Annotated in this window: 15 protein-coding genes; 11 read left to right on the top strand and 4 right to left on the bottom strand. The window is 52.3% G+C overall.

The features are described 5' to 3' along the window. The first annotated feature begins 194 nt into the window (after positions 1-194). From Q3V30_RS09955 to Q3V30_RS09910, 10 genes are all read left to right on the top strand, one after another. Positions 195-1,502 (top strand): MFS transporter, encoded by a 1,308-nt coding sequence (locus Q3V30_RS09955; protein WP_306212849.1) that lies wholly within the window; start codon positions 195-197, stop codon positions 1,500-1,502. A gap of 20 nt (positions 1,503-1,522) precedes the next feature. Next, a complete protein-coding gene (gene otnC / locus Q3V30_RS09950) occupies positions 1,523-2,161 on the top strand; it encodes a 3-oxo-tetronate 4-phosphate decarboxylase (RefSeq protein ID WP_306212846.1) in 639 nt (212 codons plus the stop codon). 30 nt (positions 2,162-2,191) lie between these two features. Continuing rightward, positions 2,192-3,340, top strand: coding sequence for a lactonase family protein (locus Q3V30_RS09945; RefSeq protein ID WP_306212844.1), 1,149 nt, complete (start codon positions 2,192-2,194; stop codon positions 3,338-3,340). Between the two features lie 64 nt (positions 3,341-3,404). Then, a complete protein-coding gene (locus Q3V30_RS09940; protein ID WP_306212842.1) occupies positions 3,405-4,109 on the top strand; it encodes a hypothetical protein in 705 nt (234 codons plus the stop codon). A 125-nt stretch (positions 4,110-4,234) separates the two neighbouring features. Further along, entirely contained in the window at positions 4,235-5,635 is a 1,401-nt protein-coding gene (locus Q3V30_RS09935) for a c-type cytochrome (RefSeq protein ID WP_306212840.1), read from the top strand. After that, on the top strand, positions 5,622-6,158 hold the full coding sequence (locus Q3V30_RS09930; protein ID WP_306212838.1) for a sugar dehydrogenase complex small subunit: 537 nt from the start codon (positions 5,622-5,624) through the stop codon (positions 6,156-6,158). Before Q3V30_RS09935 ends, Q3V30_RS09930 begins: the two co-directional genes overlap by 14 nt. Next, positions 6,155-7,789 (top strand): GMC family oxidoreductase, encoded by a 1,635-nt coding sequence (locus Q3V30_RS09925; protein WP_306212836.1) that lies wholly within the window; start codon positions 6,155-6,157, stop codon positions 7,787-7,789. The genes Q3V30_RS09930 and Q3V30_RS09925 overlap by 4 nt, the downstream gene beginning before the upstream one ends. A 162-nt stretch (positions 7,790-7,951) precedes the next feature. Further along, complete coding sequence (locus Q3V30_RS09920; RefSeq protein WP_306212834.1) at positions 7,952-8,197, top strand: hypothetical protein; 246 nt, start codon at positions 7,952-7,954, stop codon at positions 8,195-8,197. Between the two features lie 223 nt (positions 8,198-8,420). Continuing rightward, entirely contained in the window at positions 8,421-8,633 is a 213-nt protein-coding gene (cspE, locus tag Q3V30_RS09915) for a transcription antiterminator/RNA stability regulator CspE (protein WP_306212832.1), read from the top strand. A gap of 281 nt (positions 8,634-8,914) precedes the next feature. Next, on the top strand, positions 8,915-9,664 hold the full coding sequence (locus Q3V30_RS09910) for an NAD-dependent epimerase/dehydratase family protein (RefSeq protein ID WP_306212830.1): 750 nt from the start codon (positions 8,915-8,917) through the stop codon (positions 9,662-9,664). 128 nt (positions 9,665-9,792) lie between these two features. Here Q3V30_RS09910 and Q3V30_RS09905 read toward each other — a convergent pair whose 3' ends face one another. Further along, positions 9,793-12,186 (bottom strand): membrane-bound PQQ-dependent dehydrogenase, glucose/quinate/shikimate family, encoded by a 2,394-nt coding sequence (locus tag Q3V30_RS09905; RefSeq protein WP_306212828.1) that lies wholly within the window; start codon positions 12,184-12,186, stop codon positions 9,793-9,795. A gap of 256 nt (positions 12,187-12,442) precedes the next feature. After that, positions 12,443-13,546 carry a glycosyltransferase family 4 protein gene (locus Q3V30_RS09900; RefSeq protein WP_306212826.1) on the bottom strand — a complete coding sequence of 368 codons (1,104 nt, stop codon included), beginning with the start codon at positions 13,544-13,546 and terminating at the stop codon, positions 12,443-12,445. 620 nt (positions 13,547-14,166) lie between these two features. Between Q3V30_RS09900 and Q3V30_RS09895 the strand changes: the two genes are divergently transcribed. Next, positions 14,167-15,192, top strand: a complete 1,026-nt coding sequence (locus tag Q3V30_RS09895; protein ID WP_306212825.1) for a glycosyltransferase family 2 protein — start codon at positions 14,167-14,169, stop codon at positions 15,190-15,192. Between the two features lie 3 nt (positions 15,193-15,195). Here the strand turns inward: Q3V30_RS09895 and Q3V30_RS09890 are convergent, their stop codons facing one another. After that, positions 15,196-15,729, bottom strand: coding sequence for a PadR family transcriptional regulator (locus Q3V30_RS09890; RefSeq protein ID WP_306212823.1), 534 nt, complete (start codon positions 15,727-15,729; stop codon positions 15,196-15,198). A 57-nt stretch (positions 15,730-15,786) separates the two neighbouring features. Next, positions 15,787-16,581, bottom strand: a complete 795-nt coding sequence (locus tag Q3V30_RS09885; protein WP_428979246.1) for a siderophore-interacting protein — start codon at positions 16,579-16,581, stop codon at positions 15,787-15,789. Positions 16,582-16,696 lie beyond the last annotated feature (115 nt).

Here is a 16,696-nt window from a genome sequence, read left to right as displayed (position 1 = left end):
TTGCAGACAACCAAAGCTTCGTTTTGAAAGCGCTTACTTTTGACTTGACTGATTTTTGTAATCGCTTACTTTTAACATCATATTATCAAAAGTAGTCCATCGCATCACTAATTGATAACAAAGAAGCGGATAACAGTGACACTATTTCGCTGTTACCCAGCCCTCAAAACACCAGGATAATAAAGGAATTCACCATGCGTAGATACCCGAGGGTTCGCTGGCTGATGATTGCGTTCTGCTTCCTCGCCATCGCCATCAACTATATTGACCGTATCAATCTGGCGATCGCTGCGCCACATATTAAGGCGGATTTGGGGCTGGATGACACCAGTATGGGTCTGATTCTGGGCGCATTCTTCTGGACCTATGCGCTGATGCAGATCCCGGCCGGCCGCCTGATTGACCGGTTAGGCGCCCGTGCAGGTCTCGCTATTGCCGTGGGCTGGTGGTCGCTTTTCACCGTCTTCACCGCTTTCGGCAAAGGATTCACGTCGATTTTCGCTTCACGCCTGATGCTGGGGCTGGGCGAATCGGGCGGCTATCCTGGCTGTGCCAAAGTGGTTTACTCCTGGTTTGCCAAAAAAGAGCGTGGCACCGCCAGCGGGATCTTTGATGCAGGCCCACGTGCCGGTAGCGCGCTGGCTCTGCCGCTGGTTGCCTGGCTGATCAGTACCTGGGACTGGGAAACCTCTTTTGTGGTAACCGGCGCGCTGGGTCTGATTTGGGTTGTCGTCTGGCTGGCATTTTATCGCGAACCTGAAGAGATGAAAGGGCTGGACGAGCAGGAACGGCAGAATCTGCTGGAAGATCGCAGCGTTCACGTGGTGGATAAAACAGAGAAGGTCCGTATTGCTCCCCTGTTCCGCTACAGAACCGTCTGGGGCATGATGATCGGCTTCTTCTGCATGAACTTCGCCACCTACTTCTTTGTTACCTGGTTCCCAACCTACCTGACCATGGCACATGGCTTCTCGCTGAAAGAGCTGGGCACGCTGGGAGCCATTCCGGCGCTGATGGGGATCCCGGGCAGTCTGCTCGGCGGCATGGCTTCCGACTGGATGTACCGCAAAGGCTACTCGCTGACCACCGCCAGAAAAACCTGTCTGATTGCCGGCATGCTGCTCTCCTCCGTGATTGCCTTCGCCGCCTTTACCGACAGCATTGCAGTGATCCTCACCCTCTTCTCTCTGACCTATGCAGGCCTGGCCTTTACCGCTGCCAATATCTGGACCTTACCTGCAGACGTTGCGCCAAGCTCGGGTTACGTCGGCACGCTGGGCGGTATTCAGAACTTTGCCGGTAACCTGGCGGGGATTGTTACTGCCTCCTTTACCGGGCTGATGCTGACCCTGAGCCACGGCTCTTTTGTGGTGCCCCTGCTGGTTGCCGGTGGGATCTGTCTGTTTGGCGCGTTCAACTTCCTGTTCATCATGGGCAAGGTTGAGCCGCTTGATATCAAAAACGAGCAGGCGGCGAATGAAGTAGCCACCGCCGATCGTTAAGTCTGTTTGTGAGGATGTTGATGAAAAACGAAAACCAGCTGCGTGAAGAGATCTGCTGGGCAGGCGCCAGCCTGTTCAACCGGGGATATACCGTGGGAACGGCGGGCAATATCAGCGCCAGGCTGGAAGATGGCTGGCTGATTACGCCAACGGATGCCTGTCTGGGTCGTTTAGACCCGGCCAGCATTGCCAAAGTCTCTTCCAGCGGCGAATGGATTTCCGGTGATAAACCGTCGAAAACGCTGCAGCTTCATCGTCAGGTCTATGACCGTAACCCGGAGGTAAACGGCGTGGTTCACACCCACTCCACCCATCTGGTCGGGCTGACACTGGCGGGCGTATGGCAGCCAGAAAGCATTCTGCCGCCCATTACGCCTTACCAGGTGATGAAAGTGGGCCGCATTCCGCTGATTACCTATCGCCGTCCGGGCGCGGCAGAAGTGGCTGAGCAGGTTGCTGAATTAGCCTGCAAGGTGCGGGGAGTGATGCTTGAGCGTCTTGGCCCGGTTATCTGGGGGCCTTCCGTGTCCACCGCCTGCGCAGCCTTAGAAGAGCTGGAAGAGACCGCCAAATTATGGCAGCAGGCCGCGACCAAACCGCAACCGCTAAGCCTGGATGCGGTACAGGAACTTTGCGAGGTTTTCTCTACCCGCTGGTAACCATTTCTTCCCTACGGCAAGGATATAATAATGAAAAAGAGTATTTGTGCAGGCATGGTGGCGTCAGTGATGCTGTTTGCCGCGGGTGCCCAGGCGCAGAGCCTGGTCTACGTTTCCAATGCCGAGAGCGGCACCGTTACCGGCTATCAACTCGATAAAGAGAAAATGACGCTGATCCCTGTAGGGGACTTCCCGGCAGGGAGCAAGGCGATGTCTTCTGTCGTCTCACCTGACAAGAAAAAACTCTATGTCTCGGTACGCAGTAAGCCATACCACGTGGTGGTCTATGACATTCAGCCAGATGGCAAGCTGGTAAAAGCCAGCGAGTCCCCTTTGCCGGAGAGCATGGCCTATCTGTCGATGGATAAGCAGGGTCACTTTCTGCTGAGTGCCTCCTACGGCGGCGATCTGTTCAGCATTAACCGCATCAACAGCCGTGGCGAAGTCGAGGCAAAACCGGTGCAGGTGGTGCATACCGGTAAACGGGCGCACGCCATTCAGGTCAGCCCGGATAACCGCTCGCTCTACGTGACGCTGCTGGGTGCCGATCAGCTGCTTCAGTACCATTTCAATGCCGCCACCGGGCAGGTTACGCCAAACGATCCCCCTTTTATCAATATTCAGAGCGAAGCGGCAACCGGCCCCCGCCACTTTGTTATCGCGCCAAATCTGGATAAACAGGGCAAGCGCTCCCTCTATATCCTTACCGAGATGGCGGGCAATATTAACCGCCTGACGCTGAACAAAGATGGCACTGCCACCCCGGCCGAAGTGGTGAGTTCAGTCTCGCCAAAAGAGGATATGCAGCGCGGCGAAGCGCGTCCGCTAACCGGCGATGACGATCTTCCTCCTTCGCACAAACCCCGCATCTGGCAGGCTGACCTGCGTCTTACGCCTGATGGCCGTTATCTCTATTCAACGGAGCGCACCAGCAGCACGCTCTCCTCTTTCGCCGTTGACCCCAATGATGGGCATTTAACTTATCTCACCAGTATCAAGACCGAACAGCAGCCGCGTGGTTTCGCCATTGATAACAGCGGCCGTTTCCTGATCGAGTCCGGACAGAAATCCACTCAGCTCTCCCTCTATACCATTAACGGCGCCACCGGCGCGCTGACGCTGGTAGGACGCTACCCGACAGGCAAAGGCGCCAACTGGGTCTCGATGGTTGAGAAGTAACGTTATCTTGAGGCCCGGTACGTGGTTTTGTGCCGGGCTGCCGCTCTACTAACTGGAGTTATCTATGAAAAGTAAACTGTTGCCCTGCCTGCTGAGCGCAGGTTTCCTGGCGTTGAGCGCCCCCCCTGCCACTCAGGCTGCTGAACAGGTGATTGCCACCAATCTGGAGCCGCTGCACCACGTGATTCTGGAAAATGAGTACGTGACGGTGATGCGGGTAATGCTGCGGCCTGGCCACTCCACGATGTTCCACGAGCAACATCTGGATTACGTCAACACGCATGTGAACGGCAGCATGGTGCATATCTCCTACCCGGATAAACCGGCCAAAGATCACGAGATGAAAAGCGGCAACGTCAAGTTTGGCGCGCATCAGGGCAAGTCTGAAACCGATAAGGTCACCAACACCGGCACCACGCTGAATCATCAGGTCTCTTTTGAGATTAAACAGCCTGGCCCGCTTAACTTTGGCGGAGCTACGCGCCCCGCTATTCCACAATTCCAGCAGGTGCTGGATCAGAAAACGGTAAAAGGCTGGAAAGTCACGCTGCAACCTGGCGAAAGCACCACGCTCTATACCCAGCACGGGCCTGGCGTCCGGGTGTTCTTTACCGAAGGAAGGTTGCTGACCTCCGTGCCGGGCCAGCCTAACCGTAATAAAGAGCAGTGGATCCACCGCGGCGACGCTTTCCTGACGCAGGCGGATAAAATCGAGCTGACCAACGGCGGCGAAACGCCTCTGGTGTTCAACGACTACGAACTGCTTTGATCCTTTCCACCTTTTTTACCCTGCTTCCTCTGGAAGCGGGGCACTGTTGTTGTGACAAAAAGCGCACGCAGAAGCGCCTTTGCACCCTATAAACGTCCTTTTTTCTTTTTACAGGAGCATGTCAGTTGAGACGACTCTGTCTGCCTTTCGCCATCACTCTGAGCCTTTTTACGGCGGGAAGCGTTGCTGCTTCTCTGCCTCAGGAAGATCAGGCGCTGATAGCGAAAGGAAAATATCTTGCCACCGCAGCCGACTGCGGCGCCTGCCACACTTCACCACATCAGGGCGAACCCATGGCGGGCGGATACGCAATCTCCTCGCCAATGGGCACCATTTATGCCAGCAATATCACGCCCTCCAGAGAGCATGGAATTGGGGATTACAGCGAAGAGGAGTTCTCCCGTGCCGTGCGGCAAGGCATCAATAAACAGGGCGAGCATCTTTATCCGGCAATGCCTTATCCCTCCTACGCCAGGATCAGCGATGAGGATATGCATGCCTTGTATGTTTACTTTATGCGGGGTGTTGCGCCGGTTGAATCCGATCCGCCGAAAACAGCCTTACCCTTCCCGTTCAGTATCCGCAGCTCAATGGCCGTCTGGAACTGGCTCTTCTCCCAGGCGAAGCCGTTTACGCCAGACGCTTCCCGCTCTGAGACCATCAACCGTGGCGACTATCTGGTGAATGCGCTGGCGCACTGCGACACCTGCCATACGCCGCGTAACACACTGATGGGCCAGCAGGACGACCAGGCCTTATCAGGTGGCAGCCTCGGCAGCTGGTATGTCCCCAATATCACGCCAGATCCGCAATCAGGCATCGGCAACTGGAGCGCAGACGAACTGGCAACCTATCTCAAGACCGGTCACGTAGCAGGAAAAGCTCAGGCGGCAGGGCCGATGGCTGAAGCTGTCGAGCATAGCTTCCAGCATCTCTCTGATAATGATATTCAGGCGATGGTCGCCTATTTGCGTCAGGTTCCTGCCATCAGCACGGGTGCGGTGATGCCACGGGAGAGTTATGGCCAGCCCTCAACGTCTGAACAGCAAATCCGTGGGGATAAAGCGCAGCAGGACGCTGGCTGGAAGGTCTTCAGCGGCAGCTGTGCTAACTGCCATCAGCCTGACGGCCAGGGTAACGCCCGCTATCCTTCGCTGTTCCACAACACCGCTACCGGCGCCGATAACCCGGATAATCTGGTGTCAGCCATTCTGTTTGGCGTTCAGCGTACGGTTAATGGTGAGGCTGTCGCTATGCCTGCTTTTGGCCCTGACGCAGATTTCACCACGCGGCTCAGCGACAAAGAGATCGCTGACGTCAGCAATTACGTACTGAAGCACTACGGCAATCCGCAAATCAGCGTCAGCGAAGAACAGGTTAAAACGCTGCGTGAAGGCGGAGAAAAGCCGCTGTTGGTGCGCCTTACTCAACCAAAGGTAATGGGTGTGGGTGCAGTCGCTCTGCTGTTGATCATCGCGGCGTTTATCTCGCTTAGTCGTAAAAGGAGGCAGCATGCCAGCCGTTAATTCTTCTCCCCGTTCGCTAAGCCGCCGCCGTTTGCTACAGGGGATGGCGGCGCTTTCCCTCAGTGCCGCTTGCGCCTCGCTGTTCCCAGCGGAGATGGCCCAGGCGCGTGAGGGCGTTGACAGCAATTTTTCATCCGTCTCCGCCTTTTTAGTCAGCCGTCCGGTCTCGCCCCTCTTGAGCCAGCGCTACTATCAGGCGTTACAACGTCACGTTAAAGATTTCCCGCAGCGTCTTTCCGCGCTGAACAGCTATCTGGCTGCTCACTCCTTTACTCATGTCGATGACTTTTTACAAACGGTGGGCGATAACGATCTGCTCAGGCAGAGTGCCGCACTGATTATCGGTAGCTGGTACACCGGCGTGGTAGGTGAAGGGGCGGAAAGTGAACTTATCGCCTACTCAGACGCCATGATGTACCTGCCGACCAGAGGCATCCTGGTAGTACCCAGCTACGGCGGCGGCCCCGATTCATGGGGCAGTAAACCAGCCGATCCGCAGACAAATAAAGGAGTGACAGCATGAACAACGTTGATGCCGATGTGATCATTATCGGGTCGGGCGTAATGGGCGGGCTGGTGGCAACCCAGCTGGCCAGGGCGGGTAAGTCGGTGATTATCGTCGAGGCAGGCCCACGCATTAAACGTCAGGATATTGTGGAGCGGTTCCGCAACTCGCCGTTCAAAATGTCGCTGACCAACATGAAGCTTCAGGGTGTAGGGTCACCCTATCCCGATCTCCCGCATGTGCCCTCCACTTATGGTGACTACCTGCAACAGACCGGGCCAGTGAAATATCCCACCAAATATCTGCGCGTGGTGGGCGGAACCACCTGGCACTTTGGATCGGCCCTGTGGCGGATGATCCCTAACGATTTCAAGCTGCAAAGCCTTTACGGACGGGGGCGCGACTGGCCGTTCGGCTATAACGACCTGGAGAGCTGGTATGGCGAAGCGGAGCGGGAGCTGGGCGTCTCCGGGATGGAAGGCCAGGATGAAAGCGGACATGGCGGCGAGGCCTGGCCGCCCCGCTCCACTCCTTTCCCGATGGAGGGACTGGAACCGAGCTACCTGTTTAAACGCCTCTCCACGCTGCTCTCTGCAGGCGGCTATAACCCGGTTATGGAGCCAAACGGCCGGGCGACCCGACCTTATGGCAAGCGTCCGGTCTGCGCGGGCAACAACAACTGTAATCCGGTTTGCCCCATTGCCGCAAAATATGATGGGTCGATGCATATCGATGAGGCTGAACGGCACGGTGCGAAGCTGCTGGACAATGCGGTGGTCTACCGCATTGAAGCTGGCGATGACGGCAGTATTACCGGCATCTGGTACAAAAAACCCGACGGTTCGGAACATCATCTGACGGCAAACTATTTTGTGCTGGCTGCCTACGGTATCGAATCCCCTAAGCTGCTGCTGATGTCCACTTCAGAACGTTATCCCAACGGCATCGCCAACAGTTCAGATCAGGTAGGCCGGAATCTGATGGGGCATACCGGCATCAGTATGAACGTGATGATGAAAGAGGATGTCTGGCCGGGACAGGGGCCCACCGAGCTGCTGGTTTATCTGAATAACCGTGACGGCGAGTTCCGTAAGGATTTCCCGAGCTACAAAATCAAAGTGCGCAACACCGTGCCTACTGCGGACTATGCGGCCGGGCTTATTAAAAAAGGGGTGCTGGGTTCAAAACTGGATGAAGAGCTGCGCAGGATGTCCGCGAGATCGCTGAACTTCGCTATCGATTTTGAGACCCTGCCCCTGCCGGAAAACAGAGTTGTGCCGAGTAAAACCAAAAAAGATGCGATAGGCATTCCCGTGCCGGAAATTTACTACAGCGTGACCGATTACTGGCACGCCGGAAAAGCAGAAGGATTGAAAGATTTCGATAATTTTGCGCGACTGCTCAACGCCGACGTGTCGAAAATCGACACCGGCTATCAGGATCGTCAGCACATTATGGGAACCACCATCATGGGAGAGGATGCCAGCAACTCAGTGGTGAACAGCCACTGCCAGACGCACGATCATCCCAACCTGTTTATCGCCGGAACCAGCGTAATGCCCTCCGCTTCGTGTATGAACCCCACGCTGACGGGGGCCGCATTAAGCCTGCGGCTGGCGGATCACCTGCTGAAGGTGGTGAAAGTATAACGGAGTAACGCCCGGCGTAAGCTCAGCTAAGGGCGGAATAACAGAGCGGCATCCGATCGGAGTATTACTGCCTCTGGTCAGAGTCCCTCTGTTCTCCGCCCTTTCTTATCCGCCCTGACAAAGTGGTTCCTTAAAACTTCCCCGCCTTCTTCACCGTTAGCGATGCTGAATCTGCAGGATTTACCGCAGCAGACGCTGCTTCGCGTGCGGGGCAGGCCTGACGACTGGCGTCTGTGGGCTGAAGTCTGGCACCTGAACCCTGACGATTTCCCTTTCTGGCGGGATCTGGAAAGCTCAGCGCTAACCTATTATCTGGTCTGGAAAGAAAACAGCCTGAAAGAAAAAAACCTTATCAGGCTGGAAAAGGGGCTGCTCAATTATTCAGGGAAACCGCTCACTCAAGCCTGAATATTCATTAGGCCTTGCATTATTTTAGCTAACGTGTTTTTATAGGTCATCGGTTTGGAACACAGACCTTATGAAAGCAGTTTTAGTAAAGCAGTCCTCGTTTAAGTGCTATCCATAGATATCCTTTCTCATGAGCCTCCTCCTAAGTGCCCAATAAGAAAATCTCTTCAAATCAGGTTTCAATCGCCACACTGAGTGGCTCAGAAAATAACAGGAAATATTTATGTCTAACAAAATGACTGGTTTAGTAAAATGGTTTAACCCTGAAAAAGGTTTCGGCTTTATCTCTCCTCAGGACGGCAGCAAAGATGTATTCGTACATTTCTCTGCAATCCAGGGTACTGATTACAAAACGCTGGACGAAGGTCAAACTGTTGAATTCACCATTGAAAACGGTGCTAAAGGTCCTTCAGCTGCTAACGTAGTAGCGCTGTAAGTCAGACCTTATCCTGTGAATGACGTTAGCGATGACGGCCCCGGCCTGAGCAGCGACTTCCAGTGAAACTAAAAACCCGCCTTGTGCGGGTTTTTTGCATTTTAGCCCTCTCTTCTCCCCCATCCTGTTTTTCCCCGTTAATCAGAAGCTGAAATATTATCGTTATATGAAGATAATATTATTTTTTTAATTTACTCTTCTTTACTTCTTCAGAGTCAATCAGGCCATTCGCGATCCAATTTGATCTCCATAATTGTTCCACGACATAAGGAGTCACTATTATGGCAGTAAAAAAAATCTTGCTTACAGGTGCCAGCGGCCGTATAGGGCGTACTTTCTTCAATGCCATGTGTAACACATACGCTTTTATTCTGACCGATCTCACTGCCCCGGATTATAAAATTGGTTCCCCACACAAGTTCATTGCCGCCGACCTTTCTCTGCCGGGTTCTGCAGAACAACTCCTGAGTGGAGAGGCCCCCGATACGATCGTTCATCTGGCGGGGATTCCAGATGCAGATGCCACTTTTGCGCAGCTGTTGCCGGCGAACATTTTAGCCGTCACTTATCTGCTTGAAGCGGTGGCAGCGACATCATGTCGACGCTTCGTGTTTGCCAGCAGCGCCCAGACGATTGAAGGTTACCCGGTTGATGTACAGATACATCCCGGAATGGCCGTATCACCTGCCAATCTTTATGGCGTGACAAAATGTTATGGCGAGGCGCTGTGCTCCTTTTATGCCACCCAGCGCGGTTTATCCTGTGTCGCCTTAAGGATCGGCGCCTTCGAGCCAGCAGAGGCGAAAGCCCTTAAAAACGCCAGAGATTACAGTGCCTGGCTTAGCCCGGAGGATGCCGTCAGGCTCCTCAACAGCGCGATAGAAACTGAAAATATTACCTTCTTTATTGGCTATGGAATTTCGGACAACCGCTTTAAACGCTTCGATTTATCACATACGCGAGAAGTTCTCGGTTATCAGCCTGCAGATAATGCTTTTGTTGAGTTTGAGCCTGGCTCGCTGACTTTTTAAGCTCATCACGATTTGTTGCTGAAGCGGGACAAAAAAAATGAGCCCGAGAGATTATCGGGCTCATTCACAGGCTGAGAGTGATTTCACTGAGCTGAAGTAAAGTTCAGCTCATCCTCCCTCCTCTTTTATTACTTCAGACGATATGCCACAACGGCATCACCCTCTTTGGTGCCCAGTGAACCGTGGCCACCGGCCGCAATCACCACATACTGCTTGTTGTCGGCACCCATATAGGTTGCTGGCGTAGCCTGACCGCCTGCTGGCAGTTCGGTCTGCCACAGCAGCTTACCGGTGCTGATATCGTAGGCGCGGAAGAAGTTATCTGCCGTTGCGCCGTGGAATACCAGATCGCCCGCCGTGGTCAGCGGTCCACCGTGCGCCACCATTCCCATTGGGAAGCCAATTGGGAAACGGCCCGGCAGGAAGGTAGTTTTCAGGTTTTTGGTGGTTCCCACGCGGCGCAGCCACTCGGTTTTACCAGTTTTCAGATCCACGCCAACCATACGACCCCAAGGTGGAGCGATACAAGGGATACCCAGACCAGATGAGAGCTGCTGGATGTGGATAGCGTAATCGCCCTGGAAGTTTTCATTCCAGTACGGGGTGCCATCTTTGGTAAACAGACGTTTTTCTGCCGTTTCTGGCGTACGCTTAATCAGATTGTATTTGTAAGCCAGACGAACCGGAGAGGCGATCAGGATCTGACGCTGTGGATCTACAGAGACAGAACCCCAGTTAAAGACGCCGATGTTGCCAGGGAAAATAATCGAACCGCCTTCGGTGGCTGGCGTCCACGGGTTGCCATCATAACGCAGAGATTTGAAGTCGATGCGGCAGGCCATCTGATCAAACGGCGTGATGCCCCACATCGATTTCTCACTGAGGGGATCCGGAATGAAGTTCAGCGCAGAAACCGGCTGCGTTGGAGAATACTTCTCACCTTCAATCCCTTTGGTTGAAACATCTACCTGATTAATCGGATAGACAGGCTGGCCAGTCAGACGGTTCAATACAAACAGGTTGCCGGTCTTGGTTGGCAGGACGACAACAGGCTGCTTCGTTCCCTGATAATCGATATCCAGCAGAGAAGGCTGAGAAGGATTATCACGATCCCACAGGTCATGTTTGGAGGACTGGAAGCGCCATTTGAAAGCACCCGTTTTCAGATCCAGCGCCACCAGCGTGTCGCGGAATTTTTCGGTGTTGCTGTTCGCATCACGGTTCAGGCCCAGCTCATCCGGGGAGGCGTTACCAAATGGCACGTAGACCAGACCATTTTTCATGTCTGCACTCAGCGTGGCCCAGGCAATAGGCGTATCCTGCGGGTAAGTCTGACCGGCCGCAATTGGCTGAGTCTTCTCCGGGTTAGCCGGATCAAAGTTCCAGACCAGTTGACCAGTGATAACGTCGTAAGCGCGAATAACGCCTGATGGGTTACCGGCATTAAAGCCGTTATCCATCACCGAGCCACCCACAATCACCAGGTTTCCGGCAACCAGCGGTGCAGCGGTCTGCATCAGCGCATGCGGACGAATTTCGCCCATGTTGTCACGCAGATTGACGATACCGTTGTTACCGAAATCGGCACACAGTTTACCGGTGTCCGCATCCAGCGCCAGCAGCTTAGCGTCGGTAGTCGCATTGAAAATACGCTTACGACAAATGGCTGGTGAATTAGCGACAGCAGCAGGCTGTACGGTATTCGAGGCATCTGCCGCGCCCGCTTCATAGTAGCTTACGCCACGACAAGTCTGGTGCTGCTGCAGGTACGAGCGATCTTTAGTCGGCTCATATTTCCACTTCACCTCGCCCGTTTCCGGGTTCAGCGCATGCACTTCGTTATGAGGGGTACAGAAGTAGAGGGTGTTGTTGACCTTCAGCGGCGTTGCTTCAAAGGTATATTCTGTCGCATCGTCTTTAGGGTCACGCAGATCGCCTGTGTGATAGGTCCAGGCTACTTCAAGGTTGCTGACGTTATCTGCGGTGATCTGTTTCAGGGTAGAGAAGCGGGTGCCGTTGTTGGTGCCGCCATAAGCAGACCAGTCATTCGCCGCCAGGTCGCTATCCGTTGCCGCACGCTGGTTGGTGATAGTCCCCTCTTTTGGATAGGGGTCGTAGAACATCATGCCAATCACAATGGCGATCATGACGATAACCGTTGTTCCCAGGAACGGATGGAAACTGGCAGGCTTAGCCGGATTCTGCGCTTTTGACAGCGGGCGAACCACCCAAGGCAGAGCAAGCCAGACACCGAAGAGACCAATCAGATCGCCGCGAGGGATCCACTGCCATTTATCGAAGCCAACTTCATAAATCATCCATGCCAGTACGATCCACATTAATATGGCGTAGATGGTGAGGGCGATTTTTTTATTCTTAAACAGTGCGACTGCGGTAATCAGCAGTCCGATTGCCATAATGGCGTAAAATGGTGAGCCGCCGATCATCAGCAGCTGACCACCCATGTAAAGCATAGCGAGACCTGCAATCGCTATTACGATACTCGTCAACTTGTTAATCATTTTCATCTCTCAATGTATACGAATGGATAAATAATATCCTAACGAACCCTTACAATTCGACAACACAAATTTAACTAAAAAAACATTAGAAATAAAACCCATTTATTTAATGTATACAAGGTTATAGTTTCATGCTGGTTATACTTTTGTGATAACTGCGGGAAAAGGCTGCTGGAGAAGAAAATGGTATAAAAAAGCCTCTTAAACAGAGGCTTAGTTAAAAAAGGCATGAAGCATTCAGACGAGTATAATCGATTCAGCGCTGGTATAACGCCCTGAGTTTTTCCTGATAGGCCGATATATCATGCTCGTTCTTAATTCTTTCAATAGATGCCGCTGCTTTCTGGCTAATTTGAGTAGGGTCTTTAACTATCGTCAGGATCAGCCCCTTAAGCTGGGTAATAATCTGCTGACGCAAGTAATTACGTTCCTGAACCGAGTTTACGCTGTAGTCTAAATCGTCATTAAGAGCAGTGATAACCTGCCAGCCAGCACTCACAGGATTAATTTCCGGCAGCGCCCTGACGTTTGAAGTGATCACCGGGCAGCCGCAGGACTGCATCTCCAGCACAGAGAAACCGTAGGTTTCAGCCCAGGTAGGCAACAGACCGACGTCGGCCCGTTGCAGAAGGTCCAGGACCTTATCATTAGGCATAAAGCTGACATGGCTGAAGAAGCTGTAGCGGGCAATAACCGATTCGGTATAACTACTAAAGAGCGGATCGTCCTGATACTCACCGTGGGCATAGTTGTGTTTTTTTTCCAGATCGCCAATCAGAGAAACCTGGATCTGATCCGGTTGTAACTGCCCCTCTTCCACCAGTTCGGCAAACGCGCGCACCACTTCCCCGCCCCCTTTGCGGTAAAACTCATTACCAATAAAGACAAAATGGATAGGTTGGGCCGGGTCGCGTTCCGGCCGTTCAGTAAGATGTAATTTTTGTGGTGGATGCATGATAACGGTTTTCTCCATTATCACCTTTGCCAGTTCAGGACGGCGCTGGTAAAGCTTTTTTTCCATCTGCCAGGCTGCATCAGAAATCGCGATTAACGCCAGACAGTTCTCCGCAGTAAGGGCCGGGGCAAGTCTGTCCAGCTCCGGAAAAATTTCGCTTTTAAGGCCACTCTTTTTAGGCAAAATTCTGGGGAGTTCGGTTTCAAAGGTAGCAATCCACTTCTGCCCGGTTATTGCCACTTCATTGAATAAATGGAAAATATCGACATGCTCTTTCTCACTGCTGCGAAGAGGCTTGAAGATAAAGTTCTTTCTTTTCTTCAGTAACTTCATATTGAGCAGATTGATATAATAATAGTAATTATTGGTTTTGAAATTGACATATTTGACGCTGCTATCGACCATTATTGTTCTTTTTTCAGGATAGTTATCATTCGAGATGCCCACTATCATTTTTCCACCTTCTCAGAATTGCGCCTGTAGCACTGTGTGTTTAAAAGGGGGTATGGATTTTTATTGTTATCTTCATCAGCAGAACATCATGAACACCTGGTCTTGTAAATACCCGTTTCGCCTTGTTACTGCTGATTTAAGAATAATTGCAGGCAATGCATTAACGGCGATCTATTAGCCTCTCTTTTATTAATTTCACTTATTGTTAAGAAGTCGAACTGTTTGTTGCTGGCATGCCGGGAACCCAGACTCAATGCCCTTCAGGCGTCTCAACCCGGCAGGTGACGGCGCGCAGGAAGGAAGTAATTTATCTGCTTGATTTTAATTAATTATTTAAGTTATTTCCAGCGGTAAAAGAGAGTGTAGAATAGTAATAAATTTAATCACCTAAGATAATCCTCAGATCTTAACTTACTGCGGTTTAATAAAAAATATCAGATTTTATAATCAGAGCACGTTATGCACTGCGAATCCTCTGAATATAAAACCCTCCACAGACAAAATGTTGACTTATTTTGCTGCCAGGCGCCAGATAGCATTATTAAAAACGCCGCAGCAAGATGGGAAACCCTATGAAGCTATCCGTAATCATCCCTGCCTATAATGTCGAAAATTATATTGTAGAGTGTATTGATTCTCTACTGGCTCAGATCCCGGATCCCAATGAGTTGATTATTGTTAATGATGGCTCCAGCGATAATACGCTCTCACTTGTAGAGCGTAATTACAGAAATATTCCTAACGTCACTATCTATACCATTCCTAATGGTGGTCTCGGTCATGCGCGTGACTACGGCATTGCCAGAGCAAAAGGCGACTTTATTTTTTGTTGCGATCCGGACGATATCCTGGGCGAGGGCTTTTTTAACGAGCTCAGTCGTGTCAGCCTGCAAAATCCTGAGGTTGAACTCTTCTGCTTTAATTCAGTAATGTTTGATGATGACGCTGAAGCCCGTACGCAGCCCAAGCTGACCCATCAGCGATTTGGCCTGATGCCGGCACGGCGTGTGTTTACCTCTCTGCTGGAGACGGAGAGCTACACCTCCGCCACCTGGAATTACGCCCTCAGACGTGACGTCATTGAACGACATGGCATGAAATACAGCAGAAGATTGCATGAGGATCATATCTTCACGGTTGAGGCTTTCTTACGCAGTGGTCAGGCCTTTGTCAGCAAAAATATCTATTATAAACAGCGTATAAGAAGCGGCTCGCTGACCAACAGCGTGCGTGACGACAGATTCTACCGTCAGCGCTATGACGCTTTTTTATGCTCTTACAACATGCTGCTGATGCTGCTGGATAAACAGCCCGAGCGCGACTATCTGAAGCGGCTCTACGCCATCCACTCGTTTAAGTTGATGATCTATTTGTGCGCCTGGGACAATGCTGCGCCACCACCCTATATCGTCGATGCGGTGAAGTATCTGGGACGGGATATAAAACCAGGCTCACTGATCAATTTTATCCTGCTCAATCAGCCCCCCCTCTACTCCTCGCTGATCCGTATGAAGCTCAGCCGCCGTTTTGCGAAAGAGAAGAGAGTGAAAGTCCGTGAAGGCACCTTCTCCCCGGCCGGGTCAGGTAAAATGCCTTAACGTTCAGCTTCGTTCAATTTTTTTAGCCGCATCGTCAAGCGCGTCAATGATGGCATAAAGCGTTTGCTGGCTGACGCCGGATTGGGAGAGACGGCCATTCAGCGCCATTTTCATATTATGAATGGCGCGCTCCACTTCCGGGATAGAGCGGTTATTCACCAGTACCGCCATTGAAGTCAGGCGGGCAATCAGCGTCTGCAGGTGGGCATGATTCTCCAGCAGCTGTTTCTCGCCCTCAGGCAGCAGCACAAAAGCCTTTCTTGCCGCCTGCGGCTCTTTGATGCGAATGCACTCCATCTCTTCCAGCAGCGCCAGATTAGGGTAGATGATCCCCGGGCTTGGGGTATATTCCCCTTTTGATAACTCTTCAATCGATTTGATCAGCTCATAGCCGTAAGCTGCCCCCTGCGAGATAAAGTGCAGGATAAGCAGGCGAATATCAGCAGCATCCAGCATTTTTTCGCGCCGTTTTCTGCGCACGGTGGCGCTAGCGTCGTATTGAGCGGCATCCTGAGAGACGTGAGAGGAGATTTTCATTGCCAGCCTGAGCAAATTAGGGGGAGCAAGTGTAAATGACCCCCTGATAGATTTCAATTAAGCCTGTTTCTGATGCCAGTAAGCCACGGCTCTGACAAAATCACTTTCCCGTCCGCGCTGGCCGGTGAAGTAATCGCTCAGCAGTTTTACCACCGCGCCTTCGCCAGTGAGCCAGATGAAATAATCTTCATCCGGCAGCGTAATGTTGTCCAGTTGAGCAATCAGAGGGGCAACCTTCTCGCTGCTCATGCTGCCGCTTCCCAGCCAGGTAACCTCAACGTTTTCCAGAGACTCCAGGTACTCCCTGCCCGTGGCTTCATCTGTCCAGGCAAACAGCTTGATCTGGCTGCCGCTGAAGGTCCGCAGACGACGTTTAAAGGCAGGCAGGCCCGTTTCGTCACAGACATAGAGCTGGAAGTCATAATCTTCTGGCACCACCAGCGAGCCTCTGGGTCCGCCAATCGCCAGCCGATCGCCCGGTCTGGCTCTGGCTGCCCAGTCGCTGGCCACGCCAGATTCATGCACATAGAAGTCGATGGTCAGGCGCTGGTGTTGGGGATCAAAAAAGAGAGGGGTGTAATCGCGGGCGACCGGCCTTACGCCATCCTTCCACACCACCCCGTCTTCAGTGATTTCCGGAAGATGGAACTCCCCGGTTTGCCGATCCGGGAAAAAAACTTTGATATGGTCATCAAAACCGGATGAGGTAAACCCTTCCAGCGCCGCTCCTGCGAAAGTGATGCGGTAAAAACTGTTGGCAATAAACTCGCTGGCGATGACCTCAACCGGACGAAAACGCAGTTCATTTCTGACCCGACGCGGCACGCGACGGACTTTTTCAATCAGTTCCAAGCTAAATCTCCCCTGTAAGGATGGCGGGCCCGTCACGAGCCCGCCTGACCGGAATGCGCTAAAATATATCTATGATATATCTTAACTACAAGGATGATCCGTGCTGTAAGCGTTC

Origin of the sequence: Erwinia pyri (assembly GCF_030758455.1) — a bacterium.
Lineage (GTDB): Bacteria > Pseudomonadota > Gammaproteobacteria > Enterobacterales > Enterobacteriaceae > Erwinia > Erwinia pyri.
This window is presented reverse-complemented; position numbering and strand designations above follow the sequence as displayed.

Bases quoted from the DNA above. Each gene is read 5' to 3' on its own strand.
- Q3V30_RS09955 (WP_306212849.1), top strand. From the start codon at position 195: ATGCGTAGATACCCGAGGGTTCGCTGGCTGATGATTGCGTTCTGCTTC.
- otnC (WP_306212846.1), top strand. From the start codon at position 1,523: ATGAAAAACGAAAACCAGCTGCGTGAAGAGATCTGCTGGGCAGGCGCC.
- Q3V30_RS09945 (WP_306212844.1), top strand. From the start codon at position 2,192: ATGAAAAAGAGTATTTGTGCAGGCATGGTGGCGTCAGTGATGCTGTTT.
- Q3V30_RS09940 (WP_306212842.1), top strand. From the start codon at position 3,405: ATGAAAAGTAAACTGTTGCCCTGCCTGCTGAGCGCAGGTTTCCTGGCG.
- Q3V30_RS09930 (WP_306212838.1), top strand. From the start codon at position 5,622: ATGCCAGCCGTTAATTCTTCTCCCCGTTCGCTAAGCCGCCGCCGTTTG.
- Q3V30_RS09925 (WP_306212836.1), top strand. From the start codon at position 6,155: ATGAACAACGTTGATGCCGATGTGATCATTATCGGGTCGGGCGTAATG.
- Q3V30_RS09920 (WP_306212834.1), top strand. From the start codon at position 7,952: ATGCTGAATCTGCAGGATTTACCGCAGCAGACGCTGCTTCGCGTGCGG.
- cspE (WP_306212832.1), top strand. From the start codon at position 8,421: ATGTCTAACAAAATGACTGGTTTAGTAAAATGGTTTAACCCTGAAAAA.
- Q3V30_RS09910 (WP_306212830.1), top strand. From the start codon at position 8,915: ATGGCAGTAAAAAAAATCTTGCTTACAGGTGCCAGCGGCCGTATAGGG.
- Q3V30_RS09905 (WP_306212828.1), bottom strand. From the start codon at position 12,186: ATGATTAACAAGTTGACGAGTATCGTAATAGCGATTGCAGGTCTCGCT.
- Q3V30_RS09900 (WP_306212826.1), bottom strand. From the start codon at position 13,546: ATGGTCGATAGCAGCGTCAAATATGTCAATTTCAAAACCAATAATTAC.
- Q3V30_RS09895 (WP_306212825.1), top strand. From the start codon at position 14,167: ATGAAGCTATCCGTAATCATCCCTGCCTATAATGTCGAAAATTATATT.
- Q3V30_RS09890 (WP_306212823.1), bottom strand. From the start codon at position 15,729: ATGAAAATCTCCTCTCACGTCTCTCAGGATGCCGCTCAATACGACGCT.